The 25,563-nt window shown below is 71.8% G+C and carries 25 protein-coding genes; 18 read left to right on the top strand and 7 right to left on the bottom strand.

Annotated features, from left to right (window positions below; translation table 11 throughout):
• Window positions 1-23 precede the first annotated feature (23 nt).
• From OG698_RS35560 to OG698_RS35525, 8 genes are all read left to right on the top strand, one after another.
• The gene (locus OG698_RS35560; RefSeq protein ID WP_406107921.1) at window positions 24-938 is read left to right on the top strand and encodes an AraC family transcriptional regulator; all 915 of its coding nucleotides are present in this window, start codon (window positions 24-26) and stop codon (window positions 936-938) included.
• Window positions 939-1,099: 161 nt separating this feature from the next.
• The gene (locus OG698_RS35555; protein WP_406111485.1) at window positions 1,100-2,377 is read left to right on the top strand and encodes an ABC transporter substrate-binding protein; all 1,278 of its coding nucleotides are present in this window, start codon (window positions 1,100-1,102) and stop codon (window positions 2,375-2,377) included.
• Window positions 2,378-2,418: 41 nt separating this feature from the next.
• Window positions 2,419-3,357 carry a carbohydrate ABC transporter permease gene (locus OG698_RS35550; RefSeq protein WP_406107919.1) on the top strand — a complete coding sequence of 313 codons (939 nt, stop codon included), beginning with the start codon at window positions 2,419-2,421 and terminating at the stop codon, window positions 3,355-3,357.
• A gap of 14 nt (window positions 3,358-3,371) precedes the next feature.
• Complete coding sequence (locus OG698_RS35545) at window positions 3,372-4,217, top strand: carbohydrate ABC transporter permease (protein ID WP_406107917.1); 846 nt, start codon at window positions 3,372-3,374, stop codon at window positions 4,215-4,217.
• Window positions 4,214-5,278 (top strand): LacI family DNA-binding transcriptional regulator, encoded by a 1,065-nt coding sequence (locus tag OG698_RS35540; RefSeq protein ID WP_406107915.1) that lies wholly within the window; start codon window positions 4,214-4,216, stop codon window positions 5,276-5,278. The genes OG698_RS35545 and OG698_RS35540 overlap by 4 nt, the downstream gene beginning before the upstream one ends.
• Before the next feature lie 8 nt (window positions 5,279-5,286).
• A complete protein-coding gene (locus OG698_RS35535; RefSeq protein WP_406107913.1) occupies window positions 5,287-7,221 on the top strand; it encodes a cellulase family glycosylhydrolase in 1,935 nt (644 codons plus the stop codon).
• A complete protein-coding gene (locus OG698_RS35530; RefSeq protein ID WP_406107911.1) occupies window positions 7,218-9,479 on the top strand; it encodes a glycoside hydrolase family 3 N-terminal domain-containing protein in 2,262 nt (753 codons plus the stop codon). The genes OG698_RS35535 and OG698_RS35530 overlap by 4 nt, the downstream gene beginning before the upstream one ends.
• 49 nt (window positions 9,480-9,528) lie before the next feature.
• Complete coding sequence (locus tag OG698_RS35525) at window positions 9,529-9,921, top strand: YchJ family protein (RefSeq protein WP_406107909.1); 393 nt, start codon at window positions 9,529-9,531, stop codon at window positions 9,919-9,921.
• Between the two features lie 15 nt (window positions 9,922-9,936).
• Here OG698_RS35525 and OG698_RS35520 read toward each other — a convergent pair whose 3' ends face one another.
• Complete coding sequence (locus tag OG698_RS35520; protein ID WP_100598147.1) at window positions 9,937-10,638, bottom strand: FadR/GntR family transcriptional regulator; 702 nt, start codon at window positions 10,636-10,638, stop codon at window positions 9,937-9,939.
• 130 nt (window positions 10,639-10,768) lie between these two features.
• Between OG698_RS35520 and OG698_RS35515 the strand changes: the two genes are divergently transcribed.
• Genes OG698_RS35515 through OG698_RS35500 form a run of 4 tightly spaced genes read left to right on the top strand, consistent with a single transcriptional unit; the run spans window position 10,769 to window position 14,601 of the window.
• The gene (locus OG698_RS35515) at window positions 10,769-11,320 is read left to right on the top strand and encodes a gluconokinase (protein WP_406107907.1); all 552 of its coding nucleotides are present in this window, start codon (window positions 10,769-10,771) and stop codon (window positions 11,318-11,320) included.
• Between the two features lie 33 nt (window positions 11,321-11,353).
• A complete protein-coding gene (locus OG698_RS35510) occupies window positions 11,354-12,751 on the top strand; it encodes a gluconate:H+ symporter (RefSeq protein ID WP_399970575.1) in 1,398 nt (465 codons plus the stop codon).
• Window positions 12,752-12,769: 18 nt separating this feature from the next.
• Window positions 12,770-13,543: an SDR family oxidoreductase gene (locus tag OG698_RS35505; RefSeq protein ID WP_406107906.1), complete on the top strand. Its 774-nt coding sequence runs from the start codon at window positions 12,770-12,772 to the stop codon at window positions 13,541-13,543.
• Between the two features lie 26 nt (window positions 13,544-13,569).
• Window positions 13,570-14,601: an L-idonate 5-dehydrogenase gene (locus OG698_RS35500; RefSeq protein WP_406111483.1), complete on the top strand. Its 1,032-nt coding sequence runs from the start codon at window positions 13,570-13,572 to the stop codon at window positions 14,599-14,601.
• Window positions 14,602-14,611: 10 nt separating this feature from the next.
• Here the strand turns inward: OG698_RS35500 and OG698_RS35495 are convergent, their stop codons facing one another.
• From OG698_RS35495 to OG698_RS35475, 5 genes are all read right to left on the bottom strand, one after another.
• On the bottom strand, window positions 14,612-15,256 hold the full coding sequence (locus OG698_RS35495) for a cytochrome b/b6 domain-containing protein (protein WP_406107904.1): 645 nt from the start codon (window positions 15,254-15,256) through the stop codon (window positions 14,612-14,614).
• Complete coding sequence (locus OG698_RS35490) at window positions 15,240-15,905, bottom strand: molybdopterin-dependent oxidoreductase (protein ID WP_406111481.1); 666 nt, start codon at window positions 15,903-15,905, stop codon at window positions 15,240-15,242. The genes OG698_RS35495 and OG698_RS35490 overlap by 17 nt, the downstream gene beginning before the upstream one ends.
• 141 nt (window positions 15,906-16,046) lie before the next feature.
• Window positions 16,047-17,609: an APC family permease gene (locus OG698_RS35485; RefSeq protein WP_406107902.1), complete on the bottom strand. Its 1,563-nt coding sequence runs from the start codon at window positions 17,607-17,609 to the stop codon at window positions 16,047-16,049.
• 71 nt (window positions 17,610-17,680) lie between these two features.
• Window positions 17,681-18,640, bottom strand: a complete 960-nt coding sequence (locus tag OG698_RS35480) for a hypothetical protein (RefSeq protein WP_406107900.1) — start codon at window positions 18,638-18,640, stop codon at window positions 17,681-17,683.
• Window positions 18,641-18,875: 235 nt separating this feature from the next.
• Entirely contained in the window at window positions 18,876-20,543 is a 1,668-nt protein-coding gene (locus OG698_RS35475; RefSeq protein ID WP_406107899.1) for an FAD-binding dehydrogenase, read from the bottom strand.
• A 186-nt stretch (window positions 20,544-20,729) separates the two neighbouring features.
• On the opposite strand from OG698_RS35475, the gene OG698_RS35470 reads away from it, so the two are divergent.
• The 4 genes from OG698_RS35470 to OG698_RS35455 are packed head-to-tail and all read left to right on the top strand — an operon-like array spanning window position 20,730 to window position 23,003.
• Window positions 20,730-21,620: a DMT family transporter gene (locus tag OG698_RS35470; RefSeq protein WP_399970565.1), complete on the top strand. Its 891-nt coding sequence runs from the start codon at window positions 20,730-20,732 to the stop codon at window positions 21,618-21,620.
• 37 nt (window positions 21,621-21,657) lie between these two features.
• Window positions 21,658-22,245 carry an NUDIX hydrolase gene (locus tag OG698_RS35465; protein ID WP_406107897.1) on the top strand — a complete coding sequence of 196 codons (588 nt, stop codon included), beginning with the start codon at window positions 21,658-21,660 and terminating at the stop codon, window positions 22,243-22,245.
• 9 nt (window positions 22,246-22,254) lie between these two features.
• A complete protein-coding gene (locus tag OG698_RS35460) occupies window positions 22,255-22,647 on the top strand; it encodes a YidH family protein (RefSeq protein ID WP_100598136.1) in 393 nt (130 codons plus the stop codon).
• Complete coding sequence (locus OG698_RS35455; protein ID WP_406107895.1) at window positions 22,644-23,003, top strand: DUF202 domain-containing protein; 360 nt, start codon at window positions 22,644-22,646, stop codon at window positions 23,001-23,003. Before OG698_RS35460 ends, OG698_RS35455 begins: the two co-directional genes overlap by 4 nt.
• Window positions 23,004-23,033: 30 nt before the next feature.
• Here OG698_RS35455 and OG698_RS35450 read toward each other — a convergent pair whose 3' ends face one another.
• Window positions 23,034-23,969: an NADP-dependent oxidoreductase gene (locus OG698_RS35450; protein ID WP_406107893.1), complete on the bottom strand. Its 936-nt coding sequence runs from the start codon at window positions 23,967-23,969 to the stop codon at window positions 23,034-23,036.
• Between the two features lie 85 nt (window positions 23,970-24,054).
• On the opposite strand from OG698_RS35450, the gene OG698_RS35445 reads away from it, so the two are divergent.
• Window positions 24,055-24,351: a hypothetical protein gene (locus tag OG698_RS35445; protein WP_406107891.1), complete on the top strand. Its 297-nt coding sequence runs from the start codon at window positions 24,055-24,057 to the stop codon at window positions 24,349-24,351.
• Between the two features lie 175 nt (window positions 24,352-24,526).
• Window positions 24,527-25,561 carry a phosphotransferase family protein gene (locus OG698_RS35440; RefSeq protein WP_399970555.1) on the top strand — a complete coding sequence of 345 codons (1,035 nt, stop codon included), beginning with the start codon at window positions 24,527-24,529 and terminating at the stop codon, window positions 25,559-25,561.
• The last annotated feature ends 2 nt before the right edge of the window (window positions 25,562-25,563 follow it).

Genomic DNA, 25,563 nt, shown 5'->3' with positions numbered 1-25,563 from the left:
CCGGTTCGAGTCGAGGAAAGTGGATGACGGAGCAGGGCGGCGCACATCCGAGCGCACATATGGGAGCCGCGGAGCACATCCGTACGTATCCCTTCGACCCGAGCGCCAGCGTGTCCGGGGTCGGGATACAGATCGGCCCGATGGGCACGGAGGGTCCCTGGGCGGGCGGGGTCGGCCTGTCGCGCCGCGTGCACCGGATCGACTTCCACGTCCTGCTCTTCTTCCGCGAGGGCCCGGTCCACCACATGATCGACTTCACGGAGTACGAGGTCGGCGCCGGCGACATCCTGTGGATCCGGCCCGGCCAGGTGCACGGCTTCTCCACGGGCGAGCGCTACGTCGGCACCGCGCTCACCATGCAGCCCGGCTTCCTGCCGCGCGCGATCGTCGAGGCGACAGGCCTGTACCGCTACGACCGGCCGCCCCTGCTCCACCCCGACGAGGCCCAGCTCGCCGCCCTGGACGCCTCGTTGGACCAACTCCAGCGCGAGTACCTGGACACGGCGACACTCCCGCTCAGCCTGCACACATCGGTCCTGCGGCACTCCCTGACGGCCTTCATGCTGCGGGTCGCCCATGTGTCGGCGCAGGCGGCGGCGGACGAGTGCAGGCCGCAGCCGGACACGACGTTCAGCCGCTTCCGCACGGCGGTCGAGCAGGGCTTCACCACGAACCACAGCGTGAGCGCGTACGCGGACGAGCTCGGCTACTCCCGGCGCACCCTCGTCCGCGCGGTGCGGGCGGCGACGGGCCAGACCCCGAAGGCGTTCATCGACCGCCGGGTGACCCTGGAGGCGAAACGCCTGCTCGCCCACACGGACCTGCCGGTGGGCCGCATCGGCGTGGCCGTCGGCGTCGGCGACTCGGCGAACTTCTCGAAGTACTTCCAGCAGCACACGGGCGTGACACCAGCGGCATTCCGGGCCGAACAGGCCTGACACGGGCCCTTTCCGCCAGGTATGCACGGGCCTGCGGCGGCCCCATTTCACCCTGTGCAACGAGGGGTTGACCGTTCCCCTGCCGCCCCTTACGGTGCTCGCACCTCCCACAGGTATATCGATTAACCACTCCCGGTTGGAGACATACCGCTGTGCCCCCTGTGCCCTCGACGATGAGTCGGCGCGGATTCCTCGCCGCCGGTGGCGCGCTCGCCGCCGCTTCCGCCCTGTCCGGCTGCTCCGCCCTCGCCGCTGCCGACGACGACCCCGACACGCTCGTGGTGCACAGCCAGCTCGGCACCACGGCCCCCGGCTCCCCCACCTATCTCTCGGCCCTGGACCGGTTCCGCAAGGAGACCGGCCTCAAGGTGCGCAACCTCGTCAACGGCGACGACCTCGCTCAGGTCTACGAGACCTCGCGACTGGCCCGCAAGGAGCCGGACGTCGTCATGGTGAACCTCTACGACAAGACGCTGGCCTGGACCGATGTCGGCGCCACCGTGGACGTGAAGGGCTACCTGGACGACTGGGGGCTGCGCGAGCGCGTGCTGCCCGTGGCCCTGGACGCGTGGACCGACGGCAAGGGACGGCTGCGCGCGTTCCCGTACTTCGCCACGAACTGGCCGGTCGCCTTCAACCGGGCGCTGCTCGACAAGGCGGGGGTCGGCGAGATCCCCGCCACCGGGGACCAGCTCATCGCCGCCGCACGGAAGTTGCGCAGGAAGAACATCGCGCCGGTGACCGTCGGCGGCAACGACTGGACCGGGCAGAAGCTGCTCGCGCAGATCATCCAGACGTTCCTGACCGAGGACGAGGCCAGGCACGTCTACGCGACCGGGGACTTCGGCAGCCGGGGCGCGCGACAGGGGATCGACTACTTCGTCGAGCTGCGCGACGCCGGGGTGTTTGCCGACAAGGCCCAGGGCCTCACCTCGGATTCGATGACCACACAGTTCAACACGCAGGCCGCGGCGATGCAGTCGGCGATGTCGTCGGCGCTCGCGAAGGTTCCGGAGCCGGTGGCACGCCACACGGACGTGGGTGGCTGGCCGCTGGCGCCAGGGGCCGCGCACGACAAGCCGACGATCCTGCGCACGTACACGCTGATCGGCTTCTGGATCAGCCCGAACGGCACGAAGAAGATCGACGCCGTCGAGAAGTTCCTGCGGTTCATGTACCGCGCGGACACCGTCTCCCGCTTCATCAAGGAGGCCGGGCGCGACATGGCGCTGCGGTCCGACGCGGTCAGTTCGGACTTCCCGCTGGTGGCGGCGGCGCAAGGGCTCGGCGGCGATGTGGGCCAGGTCCTGCTGCCCGACCTGTTCGTCCCGCCGGCCGCTACGCAGCCGCTGATCACGGCGACGAGTACGTCCTTCACGCGCGGCACGAGCGCGGCCAAGGTCCGCTCGGTACTCGAGGCCGCGTACCGCGGCGTCTGACCGCCCGCCCCCATCTCTCCTCATCCGTAAGGGAGTTGCTCATGACGACGATGACGTCGACAGCGGGCGAGACCGCGGTCCGCCGCCCCACCCCGCCTTCCCCGGACACCGCCCGGCGGCCGCGCCGCCAGGGCGGCACGATCCTCGCGCTGCCCGCGCTCGTCTGGTACCTCGTGTTCATGGTCGGCCCGCTGGTCGCCATCTTCGTGGTGGCGGCGCTGCACTGGCCGGGCATGCTGCAGCCGGTGTCGTTCGCCGGGTTCGACAACGTGCGCACGGTCTTCGACGACCCGGTGTTCTGGGACGCGGTGAGCAACACGGCGATCCAGCTCGTCGTCGCCATCCCCGTGATGGTGGTGTGCGCGTACATGCTGGGCTACTACGTCGCGCAGAAGCCGCCCGGCCACAAGGTCATCCGGTATCTGCTGTTCATCCCCGGGCTGATCTCGACCCCGGCGAAGGCCATGGTCTTCTACGCGGCCCTCTCCCCCGACGGTCTGGTCAACGGCGGCCTGAAGGCGGTCGGTCTCGGCTCGCTCGCCGACGCGTGGCTCGCCTCGCCGTCGACCGCCCTCGCGTGTCTGATCGCGCTGGACATCTGGGCCGGGATCGGGTTCACGGCGGTGCTGTTCGCGGCGCGGCTCGGCAGTGTGCCGGACGAGCTGGGCGAGGCCGCACAGCTCGACGGGGCCGGGCACTGGCGGACCATGTGGCGCATCCACTTCCCGGTGATCAAGGACTATGTGGGCGTCGTGACGATGCTCCAGTTCCTGTGGACGCTGTTCGGCTCGGCGCAGCATGTGCTGCTGCTGACGCAGGGCGGCCCGGGCAGTTCGTCGACAACGCTGTCGTTCCTCGTCTACCAGAAGGCGTTCATCGCGGCCGACCTCGGCTACAGCCAGACCGTCGGTGTCTTCCTCTTCCTCACCGGGCTCGTCGGACTGCTCGCCATCCGGCGCGCGTTCCGCCAGAACCACTGATCGGAGCCGTCGCCATGAAGTCCGCCAAGCACAGCCGCCTCGGCAGGTCCTGGCTGCCCGCGCACATCCTCGTCTGGCTGTACGCGGTGCTCCTGGTCATCCCCCTGTACTACTTCGTCGCCTCGGCGTTCAAGACGAACGAGGAGATCTTCGCCAGTCCGTTCGCGCTGCCGTCGGCGTTCGGCCTCGGCAACTTCACTACCGCCTTCCACAGCGCCGACCTTGGGCTCGCGGTCGTCAACTCGGCCCTGGTGACGGTGTTCTCGCTCGTCCTGACGCTCGCGCTCGCGATCCCCGCGGCGTTCGCGCTGGCCCGCTCGACGGGCCGGCTCGCCTCCGTGGTCGAGAGTGTCTTCTCGCTGGGGTTCCTGATCCCGACGTTCGCGGCGCTCTTCCCGACGTTCCTGCTCGCCGCGGCCACCGGCCTGTTCCACACCCGCACGTTCATGATCCTGTTCCTGCCGGCCACGGCGATGCCGCTCTCGGTGGTGATCCTGGTCCAGTTCATGCGGACCATCCCCAGGGAGATGGAGGAGGCGGCCCGCATGGACGGCGCCTCGACCTTCGCGGTGCTCCGGCACGTGTACACGCCGATGTGCCTGCCCGGCATCGCGACCGTGCTGCTCCTGAACTTCCTGACGTTCTGGAACGAGTACCTGTACTCGCTCGTGATCATCGGCCCTGACCCCGCTCAGCGCACGGTCCAAGTGGCGCTGCCCACGCTGAAGTCCATCACCGGCACGGACTACGGGGTCCTGACCGCGGGGACCGTCCTCACCCTCGTACCGGTGTGGATCGTCTATACGGTGCTCCAGAAGCGGATGCAGCAGGCACTCGTCAGTGGGGCGGTGAAGATGTGAGCAAGGCCCGTACCGGAAGCCGGCCGACCATCAAGGCGGTGGCGGCCGCGGCCGGTGTGTCGACGGCGGCGGTGTCGCAGGCGTTCAACGACAAGGGGCGCCTCGCCGAGCCGACCAGGCGGCGGATCCTCGACGCGGCGGCGGAGCTCGGCTGGTCGCCGAGCGCGTCGGCGGCGGCGCTGCGCAGCGCCCGTACCCGTACGCTCGCGCTCGTCGTGCGCAGGCCCACCAACGTGCTCGGGGCCGACCCGCACTTCAGTGAGCTGATCACCGGCATAGAGGGAGAGTTGGCGCCGCGCGGCTACGGTCTGCTGCTGCACTTGGTCGCCGGTGTCGACGAGGAGAGCGCGCTGTACGAGCGGCTCGCCGCGGAGGGCCGGGTCGACGGGGCCGTCCTCACGGACGCGCGGGCCGACGACCCGCGCCCGGCCCTGCTGCGCCGCCTCGGGCTTCCGTCGGTGCTGCTCGGCGCACCCGACCCGGAGGCCACCGTGCCGACCGTCGGCCTCGGCAACCAGGGGTCGGGCGTCCACGAGGCGGTCGACCACCTGCTCGGGCTCGGCCACCGGCGCATCGCGTACGTCTGCGGGCCCGCCGACCTCCAGCACACCCGGCTGCGCCGCACGGTCTTCGAGGAGACACTCGAACTCGCCGGGCTCCGGCCCGTCGCCGTCCTGAGCACCGACTTCTCGGAGGGGGCCGCCGTCGCCGCGACCGAGGAGCTCATCGGGCGCACCGAGCGGCCCACCGCGATCGTGTACGCCAACGACTCGATGGCCGTGTGCGGCATCGGCACCGCCCAGCGGGCCGGCCTCGCCGTGCCCCGGGACCTGTCCGTCATCGGCTACGACAACCTCCCGCTCGGCCGCTGGCTGCACCCGCGCCTGACGACCGTCGACCAGCAGGTGCAGCGGGTCGGTGCGGCCGCCGCGCGCGTGCTGCTCGCCCGGTGCGGCGAGGACGTCCCCGAGACACCCCTCGAAGGGCGCCCGCACCTGGTCGTCCGCGAGTCGACCGGCCCCGCAACCCCCTTGACAGATCCCGCATTTCAACGGAGCTAGGTACCACCATGCGACGCCACAGCGCCCACCTCACCCACGACTCCGCCGTCCGGCCCTGGCTCGGCGCCAACTTCTGGTCCCGCACCGGCGGTCCCCTGATGTGGCGCGACTACGACCCGAAGACGGTGCGCGAGGAACTGGCGGTGCTGCGCGAGCACGGCCTGAACATGACCCGCTCGTTCTTCTACTGGCCCGACTTCCACCCCGAACCGCACCGGATCGACGAGGAGTTGTGCGAGCGCTTCCGCGACTTCCTCGACGCGCACACCGAGGCGGGCATGGGCACCGTGCCGACGTTCATCGTCGGCCACATGTCCGGCGAGAACTGGGATCCGGCCTGGCGCGGGGGCCGCGACCTCTACGAGGACGTGTGGATGGTCGGCCGCCAGGCGTGGTTCGTGTCGCAGATGACGCGCCGCTTCAAGGACCACCCGGCCGTCACGGGCTGGCTGATCACCAACGAGATGCCGGGCTACGGGCGGATCTACCAGGTCGACCCGCCCTCCAGTGACGTCGTCACGGCGTGGGCGCAGGCCATGTGCAACGCCGTGCGCGCGGCCGGCGGCACCCAGCCCGTCTCCCTGGGCGACGGCGCGTGGGGCATCGAGGTGACGGGCCGCGACAACGGTTTCTCGCTGCGGGACACCGCCGAGTACGTCGATTTCGTGGGCCCGCACGTCTACCGCTCCGACACGGACCGGCCGCGCCAGCACTACCGTGCCGCGTTCGAGTGCGAGCTCGCGGCCGTCACCGGGCAGCCGGTGGTCCTGGAGGAGTTCGGCCTGTCGACGGACACGGTGTCGGCCGAGAACGCGGGCGTGTACTACCGCCAGACCCTGCACAACTCACTGCTGGGCGGCGCGACGGGCTGGGTCGCCTGGAACAACACGGACTACGACGACCTGTGGGACCGGTCCCCCTACGACCACCACCCCTTCGAGATGCACTTCGGCATCACGGACAGCACGGGCGCCCCGAAGGCCCCGCTCGTCGAACTCGCCGCGTTCGCGAAGGTGCTGGAGCAGGTCGACTTCACGCGCTGCCGCCGCTCGGACGCCGGGGCCGCGCTCGTCGTGCCCGCGTTCCTGGAGCGCGGCTACCCGTACAGCCGCCCCGCCGACCGCCCGCTCATCTTCACCTCGCTCCACCAGGGGTACGTCGCGGCGCGCGCCGCGGACCTGGCGGTGGGCCTCACCCGGGAGGCGGACGGCCTCAGCGAGGACGCGCAGCTCTATCTCCTCCCCGCGACAAGGCAGTTGACGACCCGCACCCGGCGCGCACTGGCACGGCGGGCCACCGAGGGAGCCACGGTCTACCTGTCGTTCTGCTCGGGCGAGCACCCTGGGACGCGCGGGCCGTGGTTCGACGACCTGGACGGGCTGTTCGGCGTCGAGATGCAGCTGTCGTACGGGGTGGCCGAGCCGATCGAGGACGACGTCCTGGAGATGACGTTCACGACGGACTTCGGGGGCATCAGGGCCGGTGAGACCCTGCGCTTCCCGGTCGCGGGCAACGAGGACAGCCGGGCGTACCTGCCGGTCGAGGCGCGCGACGCGGAGGTCGTCGCCGTCGACGCGCACGGCCGCCCGGCCCTCCTCTCGCGGGCCACGGGCCTCGGCCGCACCGTCCTCGCGACGTATCCGCTGGAGCACATGGCCGCCCGCACGGCGCACGTCAACCCGGAGCAGACGCACCGGCTGTACGCGGCGCTCGCCGAGGTCGCCGGTGTGGCACGGCCCGTGACGGTCGAGAGCCCGTATGTGTCGGCCGACGTGCTGGTCCACGAGGACGGGCGGCGGTTCGTGTGGCTGGTGAGCCAGTCCGGGCAGGAGATGACGGTGCGCCCGCAGGCCTCCGGGACGCTGCACGACGCGGGGACGGGCGAGCCCGTCACGGACGTCGCACTGGACCCGTACGGCGTGCACGTCCTGGAACTGCGGTGAGCGAGCCGCTGTACCGCGACCCGGCGGCCCCGGTGCGCGAGCGCGTGCGGGATCTGCTCGGCCGGATGACGCTCACCGAGAAGGTCGGACAGCTCAACCAGCGGATGTACGGCTGGCACGCGTACCAGCGCGCCGGCTCGGGCCATCGGCTGACGGACGCGTTCCGCTCCGAGGTCGCCGCGTACGACGGCATGGGTGCCCTGTACGGGCTCCAGCGCGCGGATCCGTGGTCCGGGGTGACCTTCGCCGACGGGATCACGGCGGCGGACGCGGCGGGTGTCGCAGACGCGGTACAGCGGCACATCGTCGAACAGACGCGGCTCGGCATCCCCGTGCTGCTGGTCGAGGAGGTCCCGCACGGCCACCAGGCGCTCGACGGCACCGTCCTGCCGGTGAACCTGGCCGTCGGATCGACCTGGGACCCGGACCTCTACGAGGAGGCTGCGGCCGCGGCGGCGGCCGAACTGCGGGCCAGGGGTGGCCATCTGGCCCTGGTGTCGGCGCTCGACCTCGTGCGCGATCCGCGCTGGGGCCGGGCCGAGGAGTGCTTCGGCGAGGACCCGTATCTGGCGGCCCGCTTCACCGAGGCGCTCGTACGGGGCATGCGGCGGGCCGGGGTCGGGGTGGTGCTGAAGCACTTCGCGGGCCAGGGTTCCTCGGTGGGCGGGCGCAACAGCGCGGCCACCGAGCTCGGCGTCCGCGAGCTGCACGAGATCCATCTGGCGGCGGCGCGGGCGGGGGTCCGTGCGGGCGCCGCGGGCGTGATGGCGGCGTACAACGAGTTCGACGGTCTGCCGTGCGCCGCGAGCCGGTATCTCCTGGCCGAACTCCTGCGGGAGCGCTGGGGGTTCGACGGCATCGTGATGGCCGACGGGGGCGCGCTCGACCGGCTGACGCGACTGGCGGGCGATCCCGCGGCGGCGGGCGCGCTCGCCCTGGCGGCGGGCACGGATCTGAGCCTGTGGGACGACTGCTTCCCGCGACTGGGCGAGGCCGTCGAGCGGGGGCTCGTCGCGGAAGAGACCGTGGACACAGCGGTGGAGCGCGTCCTCGCGCTCAAGTTCCGGCTCGGCCTCTTCGAGCGGCCGTACGTCGGGAAATCTGAACAGCCTTCCGGTATACGGGAGTTGAGCGAGCGCGTGGCCCGGGAGTCGATCGTGCTCCTGGAGCACGACGGGGTGACACTGCCACTCGGCCCTTCCCTGCGCCGCATCGCGGTCATGGGTCCCGGCGCGGACTCCGTTCCCGGCCAGATCGGTGACTACACCGCGCCGCAGCGGCCCGGCTCGGGTGTCACCGTGCTCGACGGGATCCGGGCGGGGGCCGCGCCCGGTGCCGAAGTGACGTACGCGCGCGGGTGCGAGCTCGTCGGCGGCGACCTGTCCGGCGTACCGGAGGCGGTCGCTCTGGCCGCGTCGGCCGAGGTGGCCGTGCTCGTCCTCGGCGGGTCGAGCGCCCGCGAGGGCGACACACGCTTCGAGGCCAACGGGGCGGCCGTCGTCTCCTCGGGGAACCCGGTAGGCATGACCTGCGGCGAAGGCGTCGACTTGGCCGATCTGCGCCTGCCGGACGGGCAGTCGGCGCTGCTCGACGCGGTGGCGGCGACGGGCACCCCGGTCGTCGTGGTCCTGGTCCAGGGCCGCCCGCACGCGCTGCCCGACCTCACGGGGAAGGCGAGGGGCGTGCTGTGCGCCTGGTATCCGGGGCCGTGGGGCGGACGGGCGGTGGCCGACGTGCTGTTCGGGGCCGCGTCGCCGACGGGCCGGCTCCCCGTGTCGGTGCCGCGCTCCGCCGCGCAGCTGCCGGTGTTCTACAACGCCAAGGACCACGGCTACTGCGGCTATGTGGACCAGAGCGCCACCGCGCGGCACCCATTCGGCCACGGCCTGTCCTACTCCACGGTCGAGTACCGGGCACCCCGCCTGGCACGCTCCGAAGTCAGGGCCGATGAACCCGGCACCACCTGCTCCGTCACCGTGACCAACACCGGGACGCGGCCCGTGCGCGAGACGGTGCAGCTGTATGTGCGCCGGGTGTCGGGCGGTACGTCGTGGCCGCGGGCGCGGGAGCTGCGCGGGTTCGTACGGCTCGACCTGACGCCCGGCGGGAGCGCCGAGGCCGTGTTCGCCCTCGACGCCGAGGTGCTCGCCTCGGTCACCCGCGGCCTGGACCTCGCCGTGGAGCCCGGCGAGTTCTCGATCGAGACGGGACCCTCGTCGGACCGCACGCGGGGCGCGGCACTGACCGTGACGCGGTGACAGGGGTGGGGGCCGGGTGATCGGCTGCGGAGCTGGTTGAATCGTCCGTATGTCACGCCCCGCCCCCACCTGCCCCTGCGGGCTCCCCTCCGCGTACGACGCCTGTTGCGGCCGGTATCACTCCGGAGGGGCGAACGCGCCCACCGCCGAGGCCCTGATGCGGTCCCGCTACTGCGCCTTCACCGTCAAGGACGCCGCGTATCTGCTGCGGACCTGGCACCCGGCCACCCGGCCCCCGGCCATCACCTTCGAGCCGGGGATGAAGTGGACCGGTCTGGAGATCCTGGGGACGAGTGAGGGGTCGGCCTTCCACACCACCGGCACCGTGACCTTCCGGGCCCGCTACACCGACGGCGGGCGGCCCGGCTCGCTTCACGAGCGCAGCCGGTTCATACGGCTCGACGGCGCCTGGGTGTACGTGGACGGCGACTTCATCGAGTAGGGCCCGGCCCTGCAATCAGGGCGCGAGGATGTCCAGTTCCTGGAGCGCGCCCACCGCGATCTCGCGCGTGAGCGCCTCCGCGCGGATCGCGTCCCCCTCCCGGACGGCCTCGGCGACGTGCACATGCAGCGACACGGCCGCCGGGTCCGGGTCCTCGAACATCACCTGGTGGTGCGTGCGGCCCGCGAGGACCTCCGCGACCACGTCACCGAGCCGGGCGAACATCTCGTTGCCCGACGCGTTCAGGACGACCCGATGGAACTCGATGTCGTGGACGAGGTACGCCTCCAGCTGATGGCCGCGTGACGTGGCGACCATGCCGAGCGCGCACTCGGTGAGCGCCGCGCACTGCTCGGCCGTGGCGTGGGTCGCGGCGAGCCCGGCCGCGACCGGCTCGACCGCGGAACGCAGCACCGTGAGGGAGCGCAGCTGCCGCGGCCGGTCCGCGCCGGCCAGCCGCCAGCGGATGACCTGCGGGTCGTAGACGTTCCACTCCTGCGTGGGCCGTACGGTCACGCCGACCCGGCGCCGGGACTCCACGAGGTGCATCGACTCGAGCACCCGTACGGCCTCCCGCATGACCGAGCGCGACACCTCGTAGCGCTGGGCCAGTTCGTCCGTGCGCAGCACGCTGCCCGGTGGGTACTCCCCCGCGGTGATGGCGGGGCCGAGGTTCTCCAGTACGTGGGCGTGCAGCCCCCGGCCCTGTGTGGTCATGACGTCAGCGTACGAGGCGGGCTGACGGAATAAAAAGTCAGACTTTTACGTCACAGTCTCTTGAATTTGTCCGACCATTTAGGTTTCAGTGGCGTGACACAGCGATGTCGAAGAAGACAGCGAGGACGCGATGAAGACACGACGCACCCCCCACGTCGTCGTAGTCATGGGCGTGGCAGGGACCGGCAAGACCACGATCGGCCCCCTGCTCGCAGACAGGCTCGGCGTTCCGTACGCCGAGGGCGACGACTTCCACCCGCCGGCGAACATCGCCAAAATGTCGGCCGGCACCCCCCTGACCGACGACGACCGGTGGCCGTGGCTCGACGCCATCGGCGCCTGGGCGCACGGCCGGGCGGGACTCGGCGGCGTCGTCAGCAGCTCCGCCCTCAAGCGGAGCTATCGCGACCGGCTCAGGGCCGAGGCCCCCGGAGTCGTGTTCGTCCACCTCACGGGTGACCGCGCCCTCATCGAGGACCGGATGTCGCACCGCCAGGGCCACTTCATGCCCACGGCCCTGCTGGACTCGCAGTTCGCCACGCTCCAGCCGCTCGCGGCGGACGAGGCGGGCGTCGACGTCGATGTGTCGGGCAGCCCCGAGGAGATCACGGAGCGGGCCGTCGTGGCCCTCGCCGACCTCGAGGGACAGTCCCCGTCCCCTCAGCGCCCTGCGCTGAAGTAGCCCAGAAGTCCCCACCATCACCAAGGAAAAGCCGTGACCAGTCTCAGCGTCGAGACGCTGGCAGCGGATGCCGTCGAACCGATCACCTCGGCGGGCCACGCCCAGCTGGGGATCGCCGTCCTCGCGGGCATCGCTGTCATCGTTCTGCTCATCACGAAGTTCCGGGTCCACGCCTTCCTGGCGCTGACCATCGGTTCTCTGGCCCTGGGAGCCTTCGCGGGCGCCCCCCTCGACAAGACCATCGTCAGCTTCACCGCGGGCCTTGGTTCCACCGTGGCCGGTGTGGGTGTACTGATCGCGCTCGGCGCGATCCTGGGCAAGCTGCTCGCCGACTCCGGCGGCGCCGACCAGATCGTCGACACGATCCTCGCCAAGGCGGGCGGGCGCGCCATGCCGTGGGCGATGGTCCTGATCGCCTCGGTGATCGGTCTGCCGCTGTTCTTCGAGGTCGGCATCGTGCTGCTGATCCCGGTCGTCCTGATGGTCGCCAAGCGCGGCAACTACTCGCTGATGCGCATCGGCATCCCGGCCCTCGCCGGCCTGTCGGTCATGCACGGCCTGATCCCGCCGCACCCCGGCCCGCTCGTCGCGATCGACGCCGTCGGCGCCAACCTCGGCGTCACGCTCGCCCTGGGTGTCCTCATCGCCATCCCGACGGTGATCATCGCGGGTCCGCTGTTCTCGAAGGTCGCCGCCCGCTGGGTGGACGTCCAGGCCCCGGACAAGATGACCCCGGCGCGGGCCACCGACGACCTGGAGAAGCGTCCGAGCTTCCGCGCGGCCGTCGCCACGATCCTGCTCCCCGTCGTCCTGATGCTCGCCAAGGCGCTCGTCGACATCGTCGTGGACAAGCCCGAGCACACCGTGCAGCGCGTCTTCGACGTCATCGGCTCGCCGCTGATCGCCCTGCTCGCCGCCGTGATCGTCGGTATGTTCACGCTGGGCCGCGCGGCCGGGTTCACCAAGGACCGGCTGTCCTCCACCGTCGAGAAGTCGCTCGCCCCGATCGCGGGTGTCCTCCTCATCGTCGGCGCGGGCGGCGGCTTCAAGCAGACCCTCATCGACTCCGGCGTGGGCCAGATGGTCCTCGACATCTCCAAGGACTGGTCGATCCCGGCCCTGCTGCTCGCCTGGCTGATCGCGGTGGTCATACGCCTCGCCACGGGCTCCGCCACCGTCGCGACCATCTCGGCGGCCGGCCTCGTGGCGCCACTCGCGGCCGACATGTCGACCGCGCACACGGCACTGCTGGTCCTCGCGATCGGCGCCGGCTCGCTCTTCTTCAGCCACGTGAACGACGCGGGCTTCTGGCTGGTGAAGGAGTACTTCGGCCTGAACGTCGGGCAGACCATCAAGACCTGGTCCGTCATGGAGACGATCATCTCGGTCGTCGCCGGTGGCCTGGTCCTGCTGCTGTCCCTGGTCATTTAGCGACGGGAGTACCGAGCCATGACCCACCCCCTCTTCGACATCAGCGGCCGCACGGCCCTGGTGACCGGTTCCAGCCGCGGGATCGGGTTCGCCCTGGCCCGCGGCCTCCTGGAGGCCGGCGCGACCGTCGTCCTCAACGGACGCGACGAGTCCGCCCTCGCGGACGCGGCCGAGCGGCTGTCCCGGCAGACGGGAAACAGCCCGGTCCACACCGCGGCGTTCGACGTCACGGACGGACCGTCCGTGGCCGCCGGAGTCGCCGGGGTCGAGGAGCGGGTGGGTCCGCTCGACATCCTCGTCAACAACGCGGGCATGCAACTGCGCGCCCCGCTCCTGGAGTTCACCGACGCCGACTGGCACCGGGTGATCGACACCAATCTGACGAGCGCGTTCCTGGTGGGCCGTGAGGCGGCCCGCGGCATGGTCGAACGCGGCCACGGAAAGATCATCAACATCTGCTCGCTGCAGAGCGAGGTCGTGCGGCCCGGCATCGCGCCCTACGCCGCCACCAAGGGCGCCCTGAAGATGCTCACCAAGGGCATGTGCGCCGACTGGGGCCCTTCCGGGGTCCAGGTCAACGGGCTCGGCCCCGGCTACATCGAGACCGAGCTGACCGAACCGCTCGTCCGCGACGAGGAGTTCAGCGCCTGGGTCCGCCGCAGGACCCCGGCCGGCCGCTGGGGCCGCACCGACGACCTCGTCGGCGCCACCCTGTTCCTGGCCTCACCCGCGTCCGACTTCGTCAGCGGGCAGATCCTCTACGTCGACGGCGGCATGACGAGCGTTCTCTAGAAGACCTCATGGCTGGAGGAGACCTGATGCTGGGCTGCGTGATCCACGGCGCGGGAGATCTGCGCGTCGACGAACTCCCCTTCCCCGAACCCGGCCCGGGTCAGGCGCTGGTCGCCGTCCGCTACGGCGGGGTGTGCGGCTCTGACCTGCACTACTGGCGCCACGGCGGCGTCGGCGACTTCCGGCTCCAGGAACCCATGCTGCTCGGCCACGAGGTCGTGGGCACGGTCGTCTCGTACGGGGACGGTGCCACCGGCCCCGCGCCCGGCACGGCCGTCGCCGTGCACCCCGCCACCCCCTGCGGGACCTGCCCCGAGTGCGTCGACGGGCGGCGCAATGTGTGCCGCGACACCCGCTACCTCGGCAGCGCGGCCCGCACCCCGCACGTCCAGGGCGGATTCGCCGCGCGGATCGCCGTCCCCGCCGGCCAGTTGAGGGCCGTACCGGCCGGGCTCCCGCTCGACCGGGCCGCCCTCGCCGAGCCCCTCGCGGTGGCGCTGCACGCGGTGCGCCGGGCGGGACCGGTCGCGGGCCGGCACGTGCTCGTGACCGGCGCGGGCCCCATCGGCTGCCTCGTCGTCGCCGCGGCCAAGGCGGCCGGGGCGGCCCACGTGACCGCCACCGATCTCCTCCCCGAAGCTCTCCGGTACGCGGAACTCGCCGGCGCCGACACCCTCGTACGCGCGGACGACCCGGCCGACGAGGGCTGGCCCGACGAGGCCCACGCGGCCGTCGAGGCTTCGGGCGTGGCCGCCGGGCTCGACAGCTGCCTGCGCCATGTGCGGCGCGGCGGTGTGGTCGTACAGCTCGGGATGCTGCCGCCGGGGCAGAGCCCGTTCGCGGGGAACCTCGTGGTCAGCCGGGAGATCGAGCTGCGCGGGGCGTTCCGCTTCGACACGGAGTTCGACGACGCGCTGCGCCTGCTCGCCGAGCGGCCGGGGCTGGCTGAGCTGATCAGCGCGGTGGTCCCGGTGGCGGAAGCGGAGTCGGCGTTCGTGCTGGCCGCGGACCGCGCGCGGGCGTGCAAGGTCCTGCTGGACTTCGGCGCGGGCGCGTGACGCGGCGCCTTCAAGGCAGCCACTCGCCGTGTTCGCGCTCGGCCCACTCCCTCCCCACGAACCCGGTCCGCATCCCGAGGCGCGCCTCGGGGTCCGCCCACGCCTTCGCGATGTGCCCGGCGACCACGATGCCGAGGGCGAGGGACAGCCAGTCGTGCACGAAGGTGCTGCCGGTGCGCCAGGTCAGCGGCGCGATGGGGGTCCCCCCTGCTCGAGCGAAGCCGAGAGCTTGGGGGAGGGTGAACCACATGAGCAGGCCCGTGCCGAGCATCACCAGGACCGCTCCCCCGAGCCAGCCCGCGTACAGCTTCTGGCCCGCGTTGAACTTGCCCGCGGGCCTGGGGCCCGAGCGGCGCAGGGCGGAGCGCAGCCAGGTGCGGTCGTGCGGGACGAAGCGGTTCAGGCGGCGCAGGTCGGCGCGGAAGGCGCGGGACGCGAGGCCGGCGAGGTAGGGCGCGGGCAGCAGGAGACCGGACCACTCGTGGAGCCTGACCACGAGTTCTCGGCGGCCGACGAGCTCCGCGAACTGGGGCACGTACAGGCAGGCCGCCGTCAGGATGCACAGGCCCATGAGGGCCGCCGTGGACCGGTGGACCCAGGTCTCGGTGCGGGTGAAGCGCCTTACGCGCGCCGTGAGTTCACTGGGTGGGTTCATCGTCGCGTCCGTTCGAGCGGCCGACCCACGCGTCCACGTCGTAGCCGCGCTCTTCCCAGTAACCGGGTTCGACGCGGTCGGTGACGGTGATGCCGGACAGCCATTTCGCCGACTTGTAGAAGTACATGGGGCCGACGTAGAGCCGGACGGGCCCGCCGTGGGTGTGGCCGAGGGGCTTGTCCTGCATGCGCAGGGCGACGAGCACATCGGCGCGACGGGCCTGAGACAGGGTGAGGCTCTCGCTGTACGTGCCGTCGAAACAGGTCAGCCGCAGCGCCTTGGCGGACGGCCGGACCCCGGCCGCGTCGAGGATGCTGGAGAGGCGTACGCCCTCGAAGGGGGTTTCCGGCACGCGCCACCCGGTGACGCACTGGACGTCGCGCACGAGGCGGGTCTGCGGGAGCGCCCGCAGCGCGGGGAGCGTGTAGGTGGTGGGCCGGTCGACGAGGCCGTCGACGGTGAGGCGGTAGTCGGCGGCAGATCTGTGCGGGACGGAGGAGGCGACCGAGTAGTAGCGGAAGCCGCCGCCGTTCGGGAGGAGGTCAGTCAGGCCGGTGGGGTCCTTGTCCGCGGCGCTGCCGAGGAAGGATTCGAGGCCGCGCTGGAGAGTGGGCGCGGCGGCGACGCCGAGGGCGCCGAGTCCGAGCATGCCAAGGACGAGGCGGCGGCCGACGGGCGAGCCATGCTCCTCGTCCCGCTCGGGCGGTACGGGTTCTTCCGGGTTCACACACTGATTCGAGCACCCGTGGCCCCTGGGGGCCAGAGGCCACGGGTGTTCGTCAGCGTTCTGTCACTTCTGGGCGGGCACGCCGGCGGCCTTCTCCAGCTGGAACGCCTCGTTGCCGAGACCGATCCTGGCGTGTGCCTCGGGGTTCCGCCCGCGCAGGACGACGCCGTGGACGAAGCCGATGACGGCGGCCAGCGCGATGATGCCGGGCAGCACCCAGTTGAGGGAGGAGCCGGGACCCGAGCCGACGAGGACGTCGAAGTCCTTGACCGTGTAGAAGGCGATGACGAGCAGCGCGATCCCGGCGATCCCCGACGCGATCAGGCGCCAGATCTGAGCGCCCGCGGCGCCGCGCCTGACGAAGAAGACGATCACGGCCAGCGAGGCGGTGGCCATCAGCAGGATGATGCCGAGGGCGCCGACGTTGCCGCCCCAGGTGAAGAGCTTGAGCACGGGCGCCGTCGGGTCGCCCGCCTTGCCGTCGTCGGTGACCGCGAAGGCCACGACGATGATCAGGGAGAGGGCGGTCTGGAGCAGGGAGCCGGTGCCGGGCGCGCCGCTGGAGCTGTTGGTGCGGCCGAAGGCGGCGGGCAGCAGTCCCTCGCGGCCCATGGCGAAGGCGTAGCGCGACACGACGTTGTGGAAGCTGAGGAGCGCCGCGAACATGCCGGTGACGAACAGGACATGGACGATGTCCGTGAACGTGCCGCCGAGCCTGCTCTCCGTCAGGAAGAACATCAGGCCCGCGCTCTGTTTCTGCGCGGTCGGGATGATCGCGGAGGGTCCCGCGGCGACGGTGAGCGCCCAGGAGCTGATGGCGAAGAAGACGGCGACGAAGCCGACCGCCATGAACATCACGCGCGGCACGAGGATGTGCGGGCGGCTGGTCTCCTCCGCGTACACGGGCGCCTGCTCGAAGCCGGTGAAGGCGGCGATGCAGAAGCACAGGGCGGTGCCGACGCCCGCGCCGGTGAGGGTGTCCGGGTTGAAGGCGTGCAGCGACAGGCCCTCCTTGGCCGGGTCGCCGATCGCCGCGATGTCGAAGATGACGACGAGCGCGACCTCCACGAGCAGGAGTACGCCGAGCACGCGCGCGTTCACGTCGATCTTCAGCAGGGCGAGCGCGCCGACGGCGAGCACGGCGACCAGCGCCGGGATCCACCAGGCGATGCTGAGGTCGAGGTAGGTGGCGAGGAGGTTGGACACCTCGAAGCCGAACATCCCGTAGATGCCGACCTGGAGGACGCTGTAGGCGACGAGCGCGACCAGGGCGGCGCCCGCACCGGCGGTCGGGCCGAGGCCGCGGGATATGTACGCGTAGAAGGCGCCGGCGTTGTGGACGTGCCGGCTCATCTCGGCGTAGCCCACGCTGAAGAGGGCGAGGACGACGCCCAGGATGAGGAAGAGCAGCGGCTGCCCGACGACGCCCATCACGGCGAACGTGGTGGGCATGACGCCGGCGACCACCATGAGCGGGCCCGTCGCGGCCAGCACGGAGAGCAGCAGGCCCGCCGTGCCGAGGCGGCCGGCGCGCAGAGCGCTCTCCTGTCCCTTGAAGGTGTTGATCCCCGCGTCGGACGCGGGGGGTGGTGCCGTGTCGCTCGTGCTCGAACTGCCCGTCGTCATGGCGGGGTTGTCCCTTCCCTGTGGATGAGCGCTGCTGGTGCGGGTGTCCGGGGACGCCTGGGGGCGTCGTCCTATGCCGTGCCGAGCGCGGCGCGGCGCGCTGCGCTGAACGCTTCGTGCGGATCCCGGTCCGGGTACGACCAGGGGGCCGCGGTGGCGTGCCGGCCGATGCGGTGGAACAGAGCGGCGGCCTCCGCGGGCCTGCCCTCGCAGGACTTGGCGTGGGCGAGGAAGTTCAGGTCGACGCGGCCGCGCGGATGAGCGGGGCGCTCCGGAGAGCCCCATTCGAGCCACCAGTCGAAGGCGGTCTTCATCACGAGGCGGGCGCGGCGGCCCGTCCAGTGTCCGGACGCCTTGGGGTCGGGCGATTCACTGCCGGCGGCGGCGAGGACGCGGTAGCGCTCGGCGTGCGCGACGACGGGGAGGACGGCCAGCGGTGATCCGGGGCCGGCCTGTTCGGCGGCCCAGGACGCGAAGTCGTAGACCTCGTGGAGCGGGTCCTGGCCCGCGTCGGGGCGGCGTTCGGCGAGCCTGGCGACCATCAGGTGGTGGGCGTGGTGGTGCTCGGGGTGGCGGTGGCGGATCTCGTCGAAGAGGCGGACGACGTCCTCCTCGCGGCCCATGTCCCGTTCCAGGAGCAGGAGTCCGAGCCAGGGAGTGGGGTCGGCGGGCGCGAGGGCGGCGGCGGCGCGGCAGGCGTCGCGGGCCTTTTCGGGTCGCGACTTGCCGGTACGGGCGCGCTGCACGGCGGCGAGGGCGAGCAGGACGGCGGCGTCGGCCGACTCGGGTTCGGCGAGCCGCCAGTCCCTGACCCAGGCGGTGGTCGTGGGTTCCTCGGCGAGGACGACGACGCGATGGCCGCGGCGGTCCCAGTCGTCGCCGGTGGCCGAGATCAGTTCCCTGACCTCGGTCCAGCGCCCCTGAGCGAGGGCCGCGCGGGCGGCCACGAGGCCGCTGTCGTCGAGCGCGGAGTCGAACGGGGCAGCGGCCCGCTTGCGGGCACGCCCGAGTGGTGGCGGGGGTGGGGGCACCGCAGGAAGTCCTCTACGACGCGGCTTGCTTGAGGTGATCACGCACAGCAAAGCGGTACGGGGCGCTCCGAGTCAAGGGCGGACCAAGGGTCGACCTTCACCAACTCGTTTCACAATCCTCCGAGTTCGCCCTCGCGATCCGCCAATTCCCTTTCTCACCTGGGCTGTTGCGCTGGTGACACGAGACAGCACCCCGGACCGCAAAGAAGCGTCCGGGGTGCTGTCAAGGCGAGATTCAGCCGGTCGCGGCGGCCGCGGCGCGGCCCGCCGTGCGGCCCGAGAAGAGGCAGCCGCCGAGGAAGGTCCCTTCGAGGGAGCGGTAGCCGTGCACGCCCCCGCCGCCGAACCCGGCCGCCTCCCCCGCGGCGTACACGCCCGGCAGGGGCTCACCGCCGTCGGTCAGGACGCGCGAGGACAGGTCGGTCTCCAGGCCGCCGAGCGACTTGCGGGTGAGGATGTTGAGGCGCACGGCGACCAGCGGGCCCGCCTTCGGGTCGAGGATGCGGTGCGGGGCCGCGGTGCGGATGAGGCGGTCGCCGAGGAACTTGCGGGTGCCGCGGATGGCGGTCACCTGGAGGTCCTTGGTGAAGGGGTTGACGATCTCGCGGTCGCGGGCGACGAGGGTGCGGCGCAGTGCGGCCTCGTCGATCAGCGGACCCGATGACTTCTCAGCCAGGGCGTTCATGCCGCGCACCAGGGCGGGGAGGTTCTTCTCGACGACGAAGTCGGCGCCGTTGTCCATGAAGGCCTTGACGGGCGCCGGTACGTCGGCGCGGGCCCGGTCGAGGACGCCGCGCACGGACTTCCCGGTGAGGTCGGGGTTCTGCTCGGAGCCGCTGAGGGTGAACTCCTTGCCGATGATGCGCTGGTTGAGCACGAACCACGTGTAGCCGTACCCGGTCTTCATGATGTGGTCGAGGGTGCCGAGGGTGTCGAAGCCGGGGAAGAGCGGCACGGGCAGGCGCTCGCCGCGCGCGTCGAGCCAGAGCGAGGACGGGCCCGGCAGGATGCGGATGCCGTGCTTGTCCCAGATGGGGTTCCAGTTCTCGATGCCCTCGGTGTAGTGCCACATGCGGTCGCGGTTGATGAGGTGCGCGCCCGCGTCCTCCGCTATCCCGAGCATCAGGCCGTCGACGTGCGCGGGCACGCCGGAGAGCATCTTCTCGGGCGGGGTGCCGAGGCGCTCGGGCCAGTTCGCGCGGACCAGGTCGTGGTTTCCGCCGATGCCGCCGGAGGTGACGATCACCGCCTGCGCCTTGAGCTCGAAGGAGCCCGTGACCGTACGGCTGCTGCCCTGGCCGCGCTCGATGGACGAGGGTTCGAGGATCTCGCCGCTGACGGTGTCGACGGCGCCGGCGCTGCGGGACAGGCCGGTCACCCGGTGCCGGAACTTCAGCTGTACGAGACCGCGCGCCACGCCCTCCCTGACGCGGCGCTCGAAGGGGGCGACGAGGCCGGGGCCTGTCCCCCAGGTGATGTGGAAGCGGGGCACCGAGTTCCCGTGCCCGTTCGCGTCGTAGCCGCCTCGCTCCGCCCAGCCGACCACGGGGAAGAACCGGACGCCCTGCCGGTGCAGCCAGGACCGCTTCTCGCCCGCGGCGAAGTCGACGTACGCCTCGGCCCACTTGCGCGGCCAGTGGTCCTCGGCACGGTCGAAGCCGGCGGTGCCCATCCAGTCCTGGAGCGCGAGCGCGTGGCTGTCCTTGATCCGCAGGCGGCGCTGCTCGGGCGAGTCGACGAAGAAGAGACCGCCGAAGGACCAGTGCGCCTGACCGCCGATGGACTGCTCCGGTTCCTGGTCCAGCAGGATCACCTTGCGGCCCGCGTCCACGAGTTCCGCCACCGCCGCGAGCCCGGCGAGGCCCGCCCCGATCACGATCACGTCCGCGTCGTACGTCGTCATTGGGGTCCGTCCCTCTCGAAAGTTACCGGTGGGTCAGATCTTGGGCACGGGGGTCGGCGGCGTCAACCTCGCCGACCGGGTCACTCGCGGGGCAGCCGGTGCCGCGGGGCGCTATCGTCGGCCATACACCCGTGCAACGACCCGCCCACGGCCGATCTTGATACCTGCATTCTCGAGGTGCGCAGCGTGTCGGTTCTCGTACTCGTTCTCGCCGTCTCCGCGGCCTTCTGTCTGGGCATCGGATTCGTGCTCCAGCAGAACGCGGCGCAGCATGCCCCGCTGAGCGACTTCCTGTCGCCGCGCCTGCTCCTCGACCTCGTTCGGGTGCCTCGCTGGCTGGGCGGCATAGGTTTCATGGTGTGCGGCATGGTGCTCGGCGCGATCGCGCTGGGCAACGGGGAGATCTCCCTCGTCGAGCCGCTGCTCGCGACCAACCTCCTGTTCGCGCTCGCCCTCTCGCGCCACCAGACCCGCCAGCCGCTGGGCAAACAGGGCTGGGCGGGCCTGGCCCTGCTCGCGGGCGGGGTGACGGCCTTCATCGTGGCGGGCGAGCCACGCAGCGGGGACGCGGTCACCGACCCGCTGCGGCGCTGGCTGATCATCGGCGTGATGGTGGGCGGCGCGCTGCTGCTCACGGCGTACGCGAAGAAGTCACGGATGAGCGCGGCCCCGGTCCTCCTCGGCGTGGCGGCCGGGCTCCTCTACGGGGTGCAGGACGCGCTGACGCGGATGAGCGGGCAGCTGTTCTCGTCGGGCGGCTGGGCCGGGTTGTTCACCAGCTGGCAGCCGTACGGGGTCCTGGTGCTGGGCGTCACGGGCCTGATCCTGGTGCAGAGCGCCTTCGAGATGGCGCCGCTGCGGATGTCGCTGCCCGCGCTGACGGCGGCGCAGCCGCTTGCGGGCATCGCGTGCGGGGTCGGCTTCATGGGCGACCAACTGCGCACGGATGCCGGGGCGCTCGCCTGGCAGGCGACCGGGCTCACGGCGATCGTTTCGGGGATCGTGCTGCTCGGGATGCATCCGGCGATGCCGACCGCGGGCCCTCGGGAGGGGGACCGGGCGGGGGTCGGGGTCTGAGCCGCCGGGGTCTTCCAGATTCTGATGTCATGGGCGTATGACCCCTCCCACCGATCCCACGAACGCCGCTGAAGCCGCTGCCGCCCCGGATCCGGCGGCGGAGGTCCTCGACATCGTCGACGAGCACGACCGGGTGGTCGGGCAGGCCCCGCGCGGCGAGGCCTACGCACGCGGACTGCGCCACCGGTGCGTGTTCATCCAGGCCAGGGACTCCGCCGGCCGGATCTTCGTGCACCGCCGCACCCCGACGAAGCTGGTGTTCCCGTCCCTCTACGACATGTTCGTCGGCGGCGTCGTGGGCGCCGGCGAGTCCTACGACGACGCTGCCCTGCGCGAGGCGGAGGAGGAACTCGGCGTGTCCGGGCTGCCGCGCCCCGAGCCGCTGTTCAAGTTCCTGTACGACGGCGGGGCGGGCCGCACCTGGTGGTCGTACCTGTACGAGGTGCGCTGCGAGCTGCCCGTGGACCCGCAGGCCGAGGAGGTCGCCTGGCACGACTTCCTCACCGACGAGGAGCTGGAGCGGCGGCTTCCCGAGTGGCCGTGGGTGCCGGACGGGCTCGACGCGTACGAGCGGCTGCGGGCCTACCGCGCAGGGACCGCGGGCCCGCCCGGGCCGCCCGGATAGGGTCGCCCCGTGATCGAATTTGTACGCAGTGTCCGCCTCTGGTTCGCGCCCGAGCGGGTGCGGGAGGACGGCGAGACACCCGACTACCGCTTCTCCCTGGCCAACGAGCGCACGTTCCTGGCCTGGCTGCGCACCGCGCTCGCGCTGATCGGCGGCGGGTTCGCCGTGGACCAGTTCCTGCCGGACCTGCGCTGGGCCTGGCGGGCCGGGCTCGCGCTCGCGCTGCTCGCGGCGGGCGCCCTGTGCTCCCTGCGCGCGGTCAGCCACTGGGTGCGCTGCGAGCGGGCGATGCGGCGGGGCGAGGACCTGCCCGTCTCGCGGTTCCCGGCGCTGTTGAGCGTGGTCGTGGCGCTGGTGGCCGTCGCGATGGTGGTGGTCGTGCTGGCCGGGTGGGCGGGGTGAGCGGCCCGTCCGAACCGCCCTGCGACGGACAGGGCGACGGAGGAGCGGCCGGGCGCGATCCGGGGCTCCAGCCGGCGCGGACGCGGCTCGCCTGGCGGCGGACGACGCTGTCCTGCACCGTGGCCGCGATCCTCGCCGCCAGGACGACACTGAGCGGCGGCGCGGACACCCTCGGCGTGCTGGGCGCCGCCCTGTGCTTCCTGGCGTGGCTGGGGTTCCTGGCGGTGGCGCACCGCCGGATCCGCGATCTGGCGCTGCACGAGGCCAGGCCGCCCGTTCTGACCGGGCGCGCGGCCGTGGTGGCGGTGGCCTGCTCGGTGGCGCTGGCCGCGTTCGCCGCGGCGTTGGTGGTGTGACGGCGGCCCGCGCCGCTTCCTGCCCGCCGGTCAGTCGGTCCACGGCACGGTGACCACGATCTTGCCCCTGGTGCGGCCCTCGGCGCTCAGCCGCTGGGCGTCGGCGGCCCGCTCCAGCGGGAACGTCTCGTCGACGTGCACCGTGACCACGTCCTGTTCCGCGAGGTCCACGAGGCGCGCGAGGTCGGCGGCGTCGGGGCGCACGAAGACGTAGTGGCCGCCCAGGTCGACGACCGAGGCGTCGGCGATGGACGCGAGCCGGCCGCCCGGCGCGAGCAGGTCCGCGGACACCTTCAGTGCCTCCCCGCCCACCGTGTCGAACGCGGCGTCCACGCCCTCCGGAGCGAGCGCCCGCACGCGCTCGGCGAGGCCGTCCCCGTACGTGATCGGTTCGGCGCCCAGCTCCCGCAGGAAGTCGTGGTTGCGTTCGCTCGCCGTGCCGATGACGCGGGCGCCGAGGTGGCGGCACAGCTGGACCGCGATCGACCCGACGCCGCCGGCCGCCGCGTGGACGAGCACCACGTCGCCCTCCTGCACGGCGAGGGCTCCGGTCAGCACCTGGTAGGCGGTGAGTCCGGTGAGCGGCAGCCCTGCGGCCTCCTCGTAGGTGAGGTTCCGGGGCTTGCGGGCCAGGGTGCGCACGGGCGCGGCGACGTACTCGGCGAAGGTCCCGCGGGAGAGGAAGTCCTCGCGTACGTACCCGATCACCTCGTCGCCGGTGACGAACTCGGTGACGGAGGAGCCGGGTTGGACCACGACGCCGGACACGTCCCAGCCGGGGATCACGGGGAAGACGGCGTCGAGCACCGGGTCGAGGTAGCCCTCGCGGGCCTTCCAGTCGACGGGGTTCACCGCCGCCGCCCTGACCTTCACCAAGACGGCGTCGGGCCCGACCTTCGGGTCGGGCACGTCCCCGTATTCGAGTACCTCGGGACCGCCGTAGCCGCTGTAGCTGATCGCCTTCATCCGACGTACTCCTCGCGAAAGGCACAGGAACAGCACAAGGGTTCCATAGCGGAGCGATCCGGGCATTTCCGGCTAGCCTGAATCCATGACCACTCTCCACAAGGAACACCCCGTCCACGAGCACACCCACGGTGAGGGCTGCGGCCACGTGGCGGTCCCGCACGGCGACCACGTCGACTACGCGCACGAGGGGCACCTGCACGCGGAGCACAACGGCCACTGGGACGAGTGCGAGCCCGGCTCCCACGCCACGCACCAGGGCCACGAGCACCAGCACGGCCAGAACTGCGGGCATCAGGCCGTCACGCACGGCGATCACGTCGACTACGTCCACGACGGGCACCGGCACGCGCAGCACGACGGCCACTGGGACGACCACTGACGGTGCGCAAGCCGCGCGGGGTGCGGCCGACGTTCTCGCCGGACGCACCTACACCGCCCGGCCGCGGGCAGTAGCGTACGAGATGGATCACATTAAGCCCCCGCCCTGGACGACATACCGACCGGTCGGCATCATGTGACGCGACACCGCTTCACTCTGCCTCCGGAGGACATCGATGAGCGCCGGCCACCCCCCAGGTCTTGATCTCGACCAGCTGCGCGGCCACCTCGACCGGGAGCGCCCGGGGCTCGTGGCCGGTCCGCTGTCCGGGCGTCTCGTCGAGGGCGGCCGGTCGAACCTGACGTACCTCGTCGGCGACGGCTCGTCGACCTGGGTGGTCCGGCGTCCGCCGCTGGGCCATGTGCTCGCCACCGCGCACGACATGAAGCGCGAGCATCGGGTGATCAGCGCCCTGCACCCGACGTCCGTACCGGTGCCCGAGGCGCTGCTCATGTGCGAGGACGACAGCGTGCTCGGCGCGCCGTTCTACGTGATGGAGTACGTGGCGGGCACGCCGTACCGCACGGCCGACCAGCTCGCGCAGCTGGGCCCCGAGCGCACCCGCGCCGCCGTGCTCGCCCTCGTGGACACCCTCGTCGACCTGCACGCCGTGGACCCCGCCGAGGTCGGCCTCGCGGACTTCGGGCGACCCGAGGGGTTCCTCGACCGGCAGCTGCGGCGCTGGGGCAAGCAGCTCGACGCGTCCAGGAACCGCGAGCTGGCAGGCGTCGACGAGCTGCACGCGGCGCTCGGCCGCTCGCTGCCCACCTCGCCCGCGCCCACGGTCGTGCACGGCGACTACCGCCTCGACAACGTCCTGATCAACGAGGACGCCGACGGCGTCGACCGGATCAAGGCCGTCCTCGACTGGGAGATGTCCACGCTCGGCGACCCGCTCACCGACCTGGGCCTGCTGGTGATGTACAGCGCGAAGCTGGACCTGGCCGACTCCCCCATCTCCACGACCGCCACGGCCGCCGGGCACCCCACCCCCGCCGAGATCGTCGAGCGGTACGCCGCGCGCTCGGGGCGCGACGTGTCCGCCGTCTCCTGGTACACGGCCTTCGCGTGGTTCAAGCTCGCCGTGATCCTCGAAGGCATCCACTACCGCTACACCCTCGGCCAGACCGTCGGCGCCGGCTTCGACCGCATCGGTGAGCTCGTGCCCGTCTTCATCGACCACGGCCTGACGACCCTTCAGAAAGGCTGACC

Origin of the sequence: Streptomyces sp. NBC_01003 (genome assembly GCF_045162695.1) — a bacterium.
Taxonomy (GTDB): domain Bacteria; phylum Actinomycetota; class Actinomycetes; order Streptomycetales; family Streptomycetaceae; genus Streptomyces.
This window is presented reverse-complemented; position numbering and strand designations above follow the sequence as displayed.

Bases quoted from the DNA above. Each gene is read 5' to 3' on its own strand.
- OG698_RS35500 (WP_406111483.1), top strand. From the start codon at position 13,570: ATGCTGGGCTGCGTGATCCACGGCGCGGGAGATCTGCGCGTCGACGAA.
- OG698_RS35520 (WP_100598147.1), bottom strand. From the start codon at position 10,638: ATGACCACACAGGGCCGGGGGCTGCACGCCCACGTACTGGAGAACCTC.
- OG698_RS35475 (WP_406107899.1), bottom strand. From the start codon at position 20,543: ATGACGACGTACGACGCGGACGTGATCGTGATCGGGGCGGGCCTCGCC.
- OG698_RS35450 (WP_406107893.1), bottom strand. From the start codon at position 23,969: ATGAAGGCGATCAGCTACAGCGGCTACGGCGGTCCCGAGGTACTCGAA.
- OG698_RS35445 (WP_406107891.1), top strand. From the start codon at position 24,055: ATGACCACTCTCCACAAGGAACACCCCGTCCACGAGCACACCCACGGT.
- OG698_RS35495 (WP_406107904.1), bottom strand. From the start codon at position 15,256: ATGAACCCACCCAGTGAACTCACGGCGCGCGTAAGGCGCTTCACCCGC.
- OG698_RS35515 (WP_406107907.1), top strand. From the start codon at position 10,769: ATGAAGACACGACGCACCCCCCACGTCGTCGTAGTCATGGGCGTGGCA.
- OG698_RS35505 (WP_406107906.1), top strand. From the start codon at position 12,770: ATGACCCACCCCCTCTTCGACATCAGCGGCCGCACGGCCCTGGTGACC.
- OG698_RS35560 (WP_406107921.1), top strand. From the start codon at position 24: ATGACGGAGCAGGGCGGCGCACATCCGAGCGCACATATGGGAGCCGCG.
- OG698_RS35440 (WP_399970555.1), top strand. From the start codon at position 24,527: ATGAGCGCCGGCCACCCCCCAGGTCTTGATCTCGACCAGCTGCGCGGC.
- OG698_RS35550 (WP_406107919.1), top strand. From the start codon at position 2,419: ATGACGACGATGACGTCGACAGCGGGCGAGACCGCGGTCCGCCGCCCC.
- OG698_RS35490 (WP_406111481.1), bottom strand. From the start codon at position 15,905: ATGCTCGGACTCGGCGCCCTCGGCGTCGCCGCCGCGCCCACTCTCCAG.
- OG698_RS35485 (WP_406107902.1), bottom strand. From the start codon at position 17,609: ATGACGACGGGCAGTTCGAGCACGAGCGACACGGCACCACCCCCCGCG.
- OG698_RS35545 (WP_406107917.1), top strand. From the start codon at position 3,372: ATGAAGTCCGCCAAGCACAGCCGCCTCGGCAGGTCCTGGCTGCCCGCG.
- OG698_RS35465 (WP_406107897.1), top strand. From the start codon at position 21,658: ATGACCCCTCCCACCGATCCCACGAACGCCGCTGAAGCCGCTGCCGCC.
- OG698_RS35525 (WP_406107909.1), top strand. From the start codon at position 9,529: ATGTCACGCCCCGCCCCCACCTGCCCCTGCGGGCTCCCCTCCGCGTAC.
- OG698_RS35535 (WP_406107913.1), top strand. From the start codon at position 5,287: ATGCGACGCCACAGCGCCCACCTCACCCACGACTCCGCCGTCCGGCCC.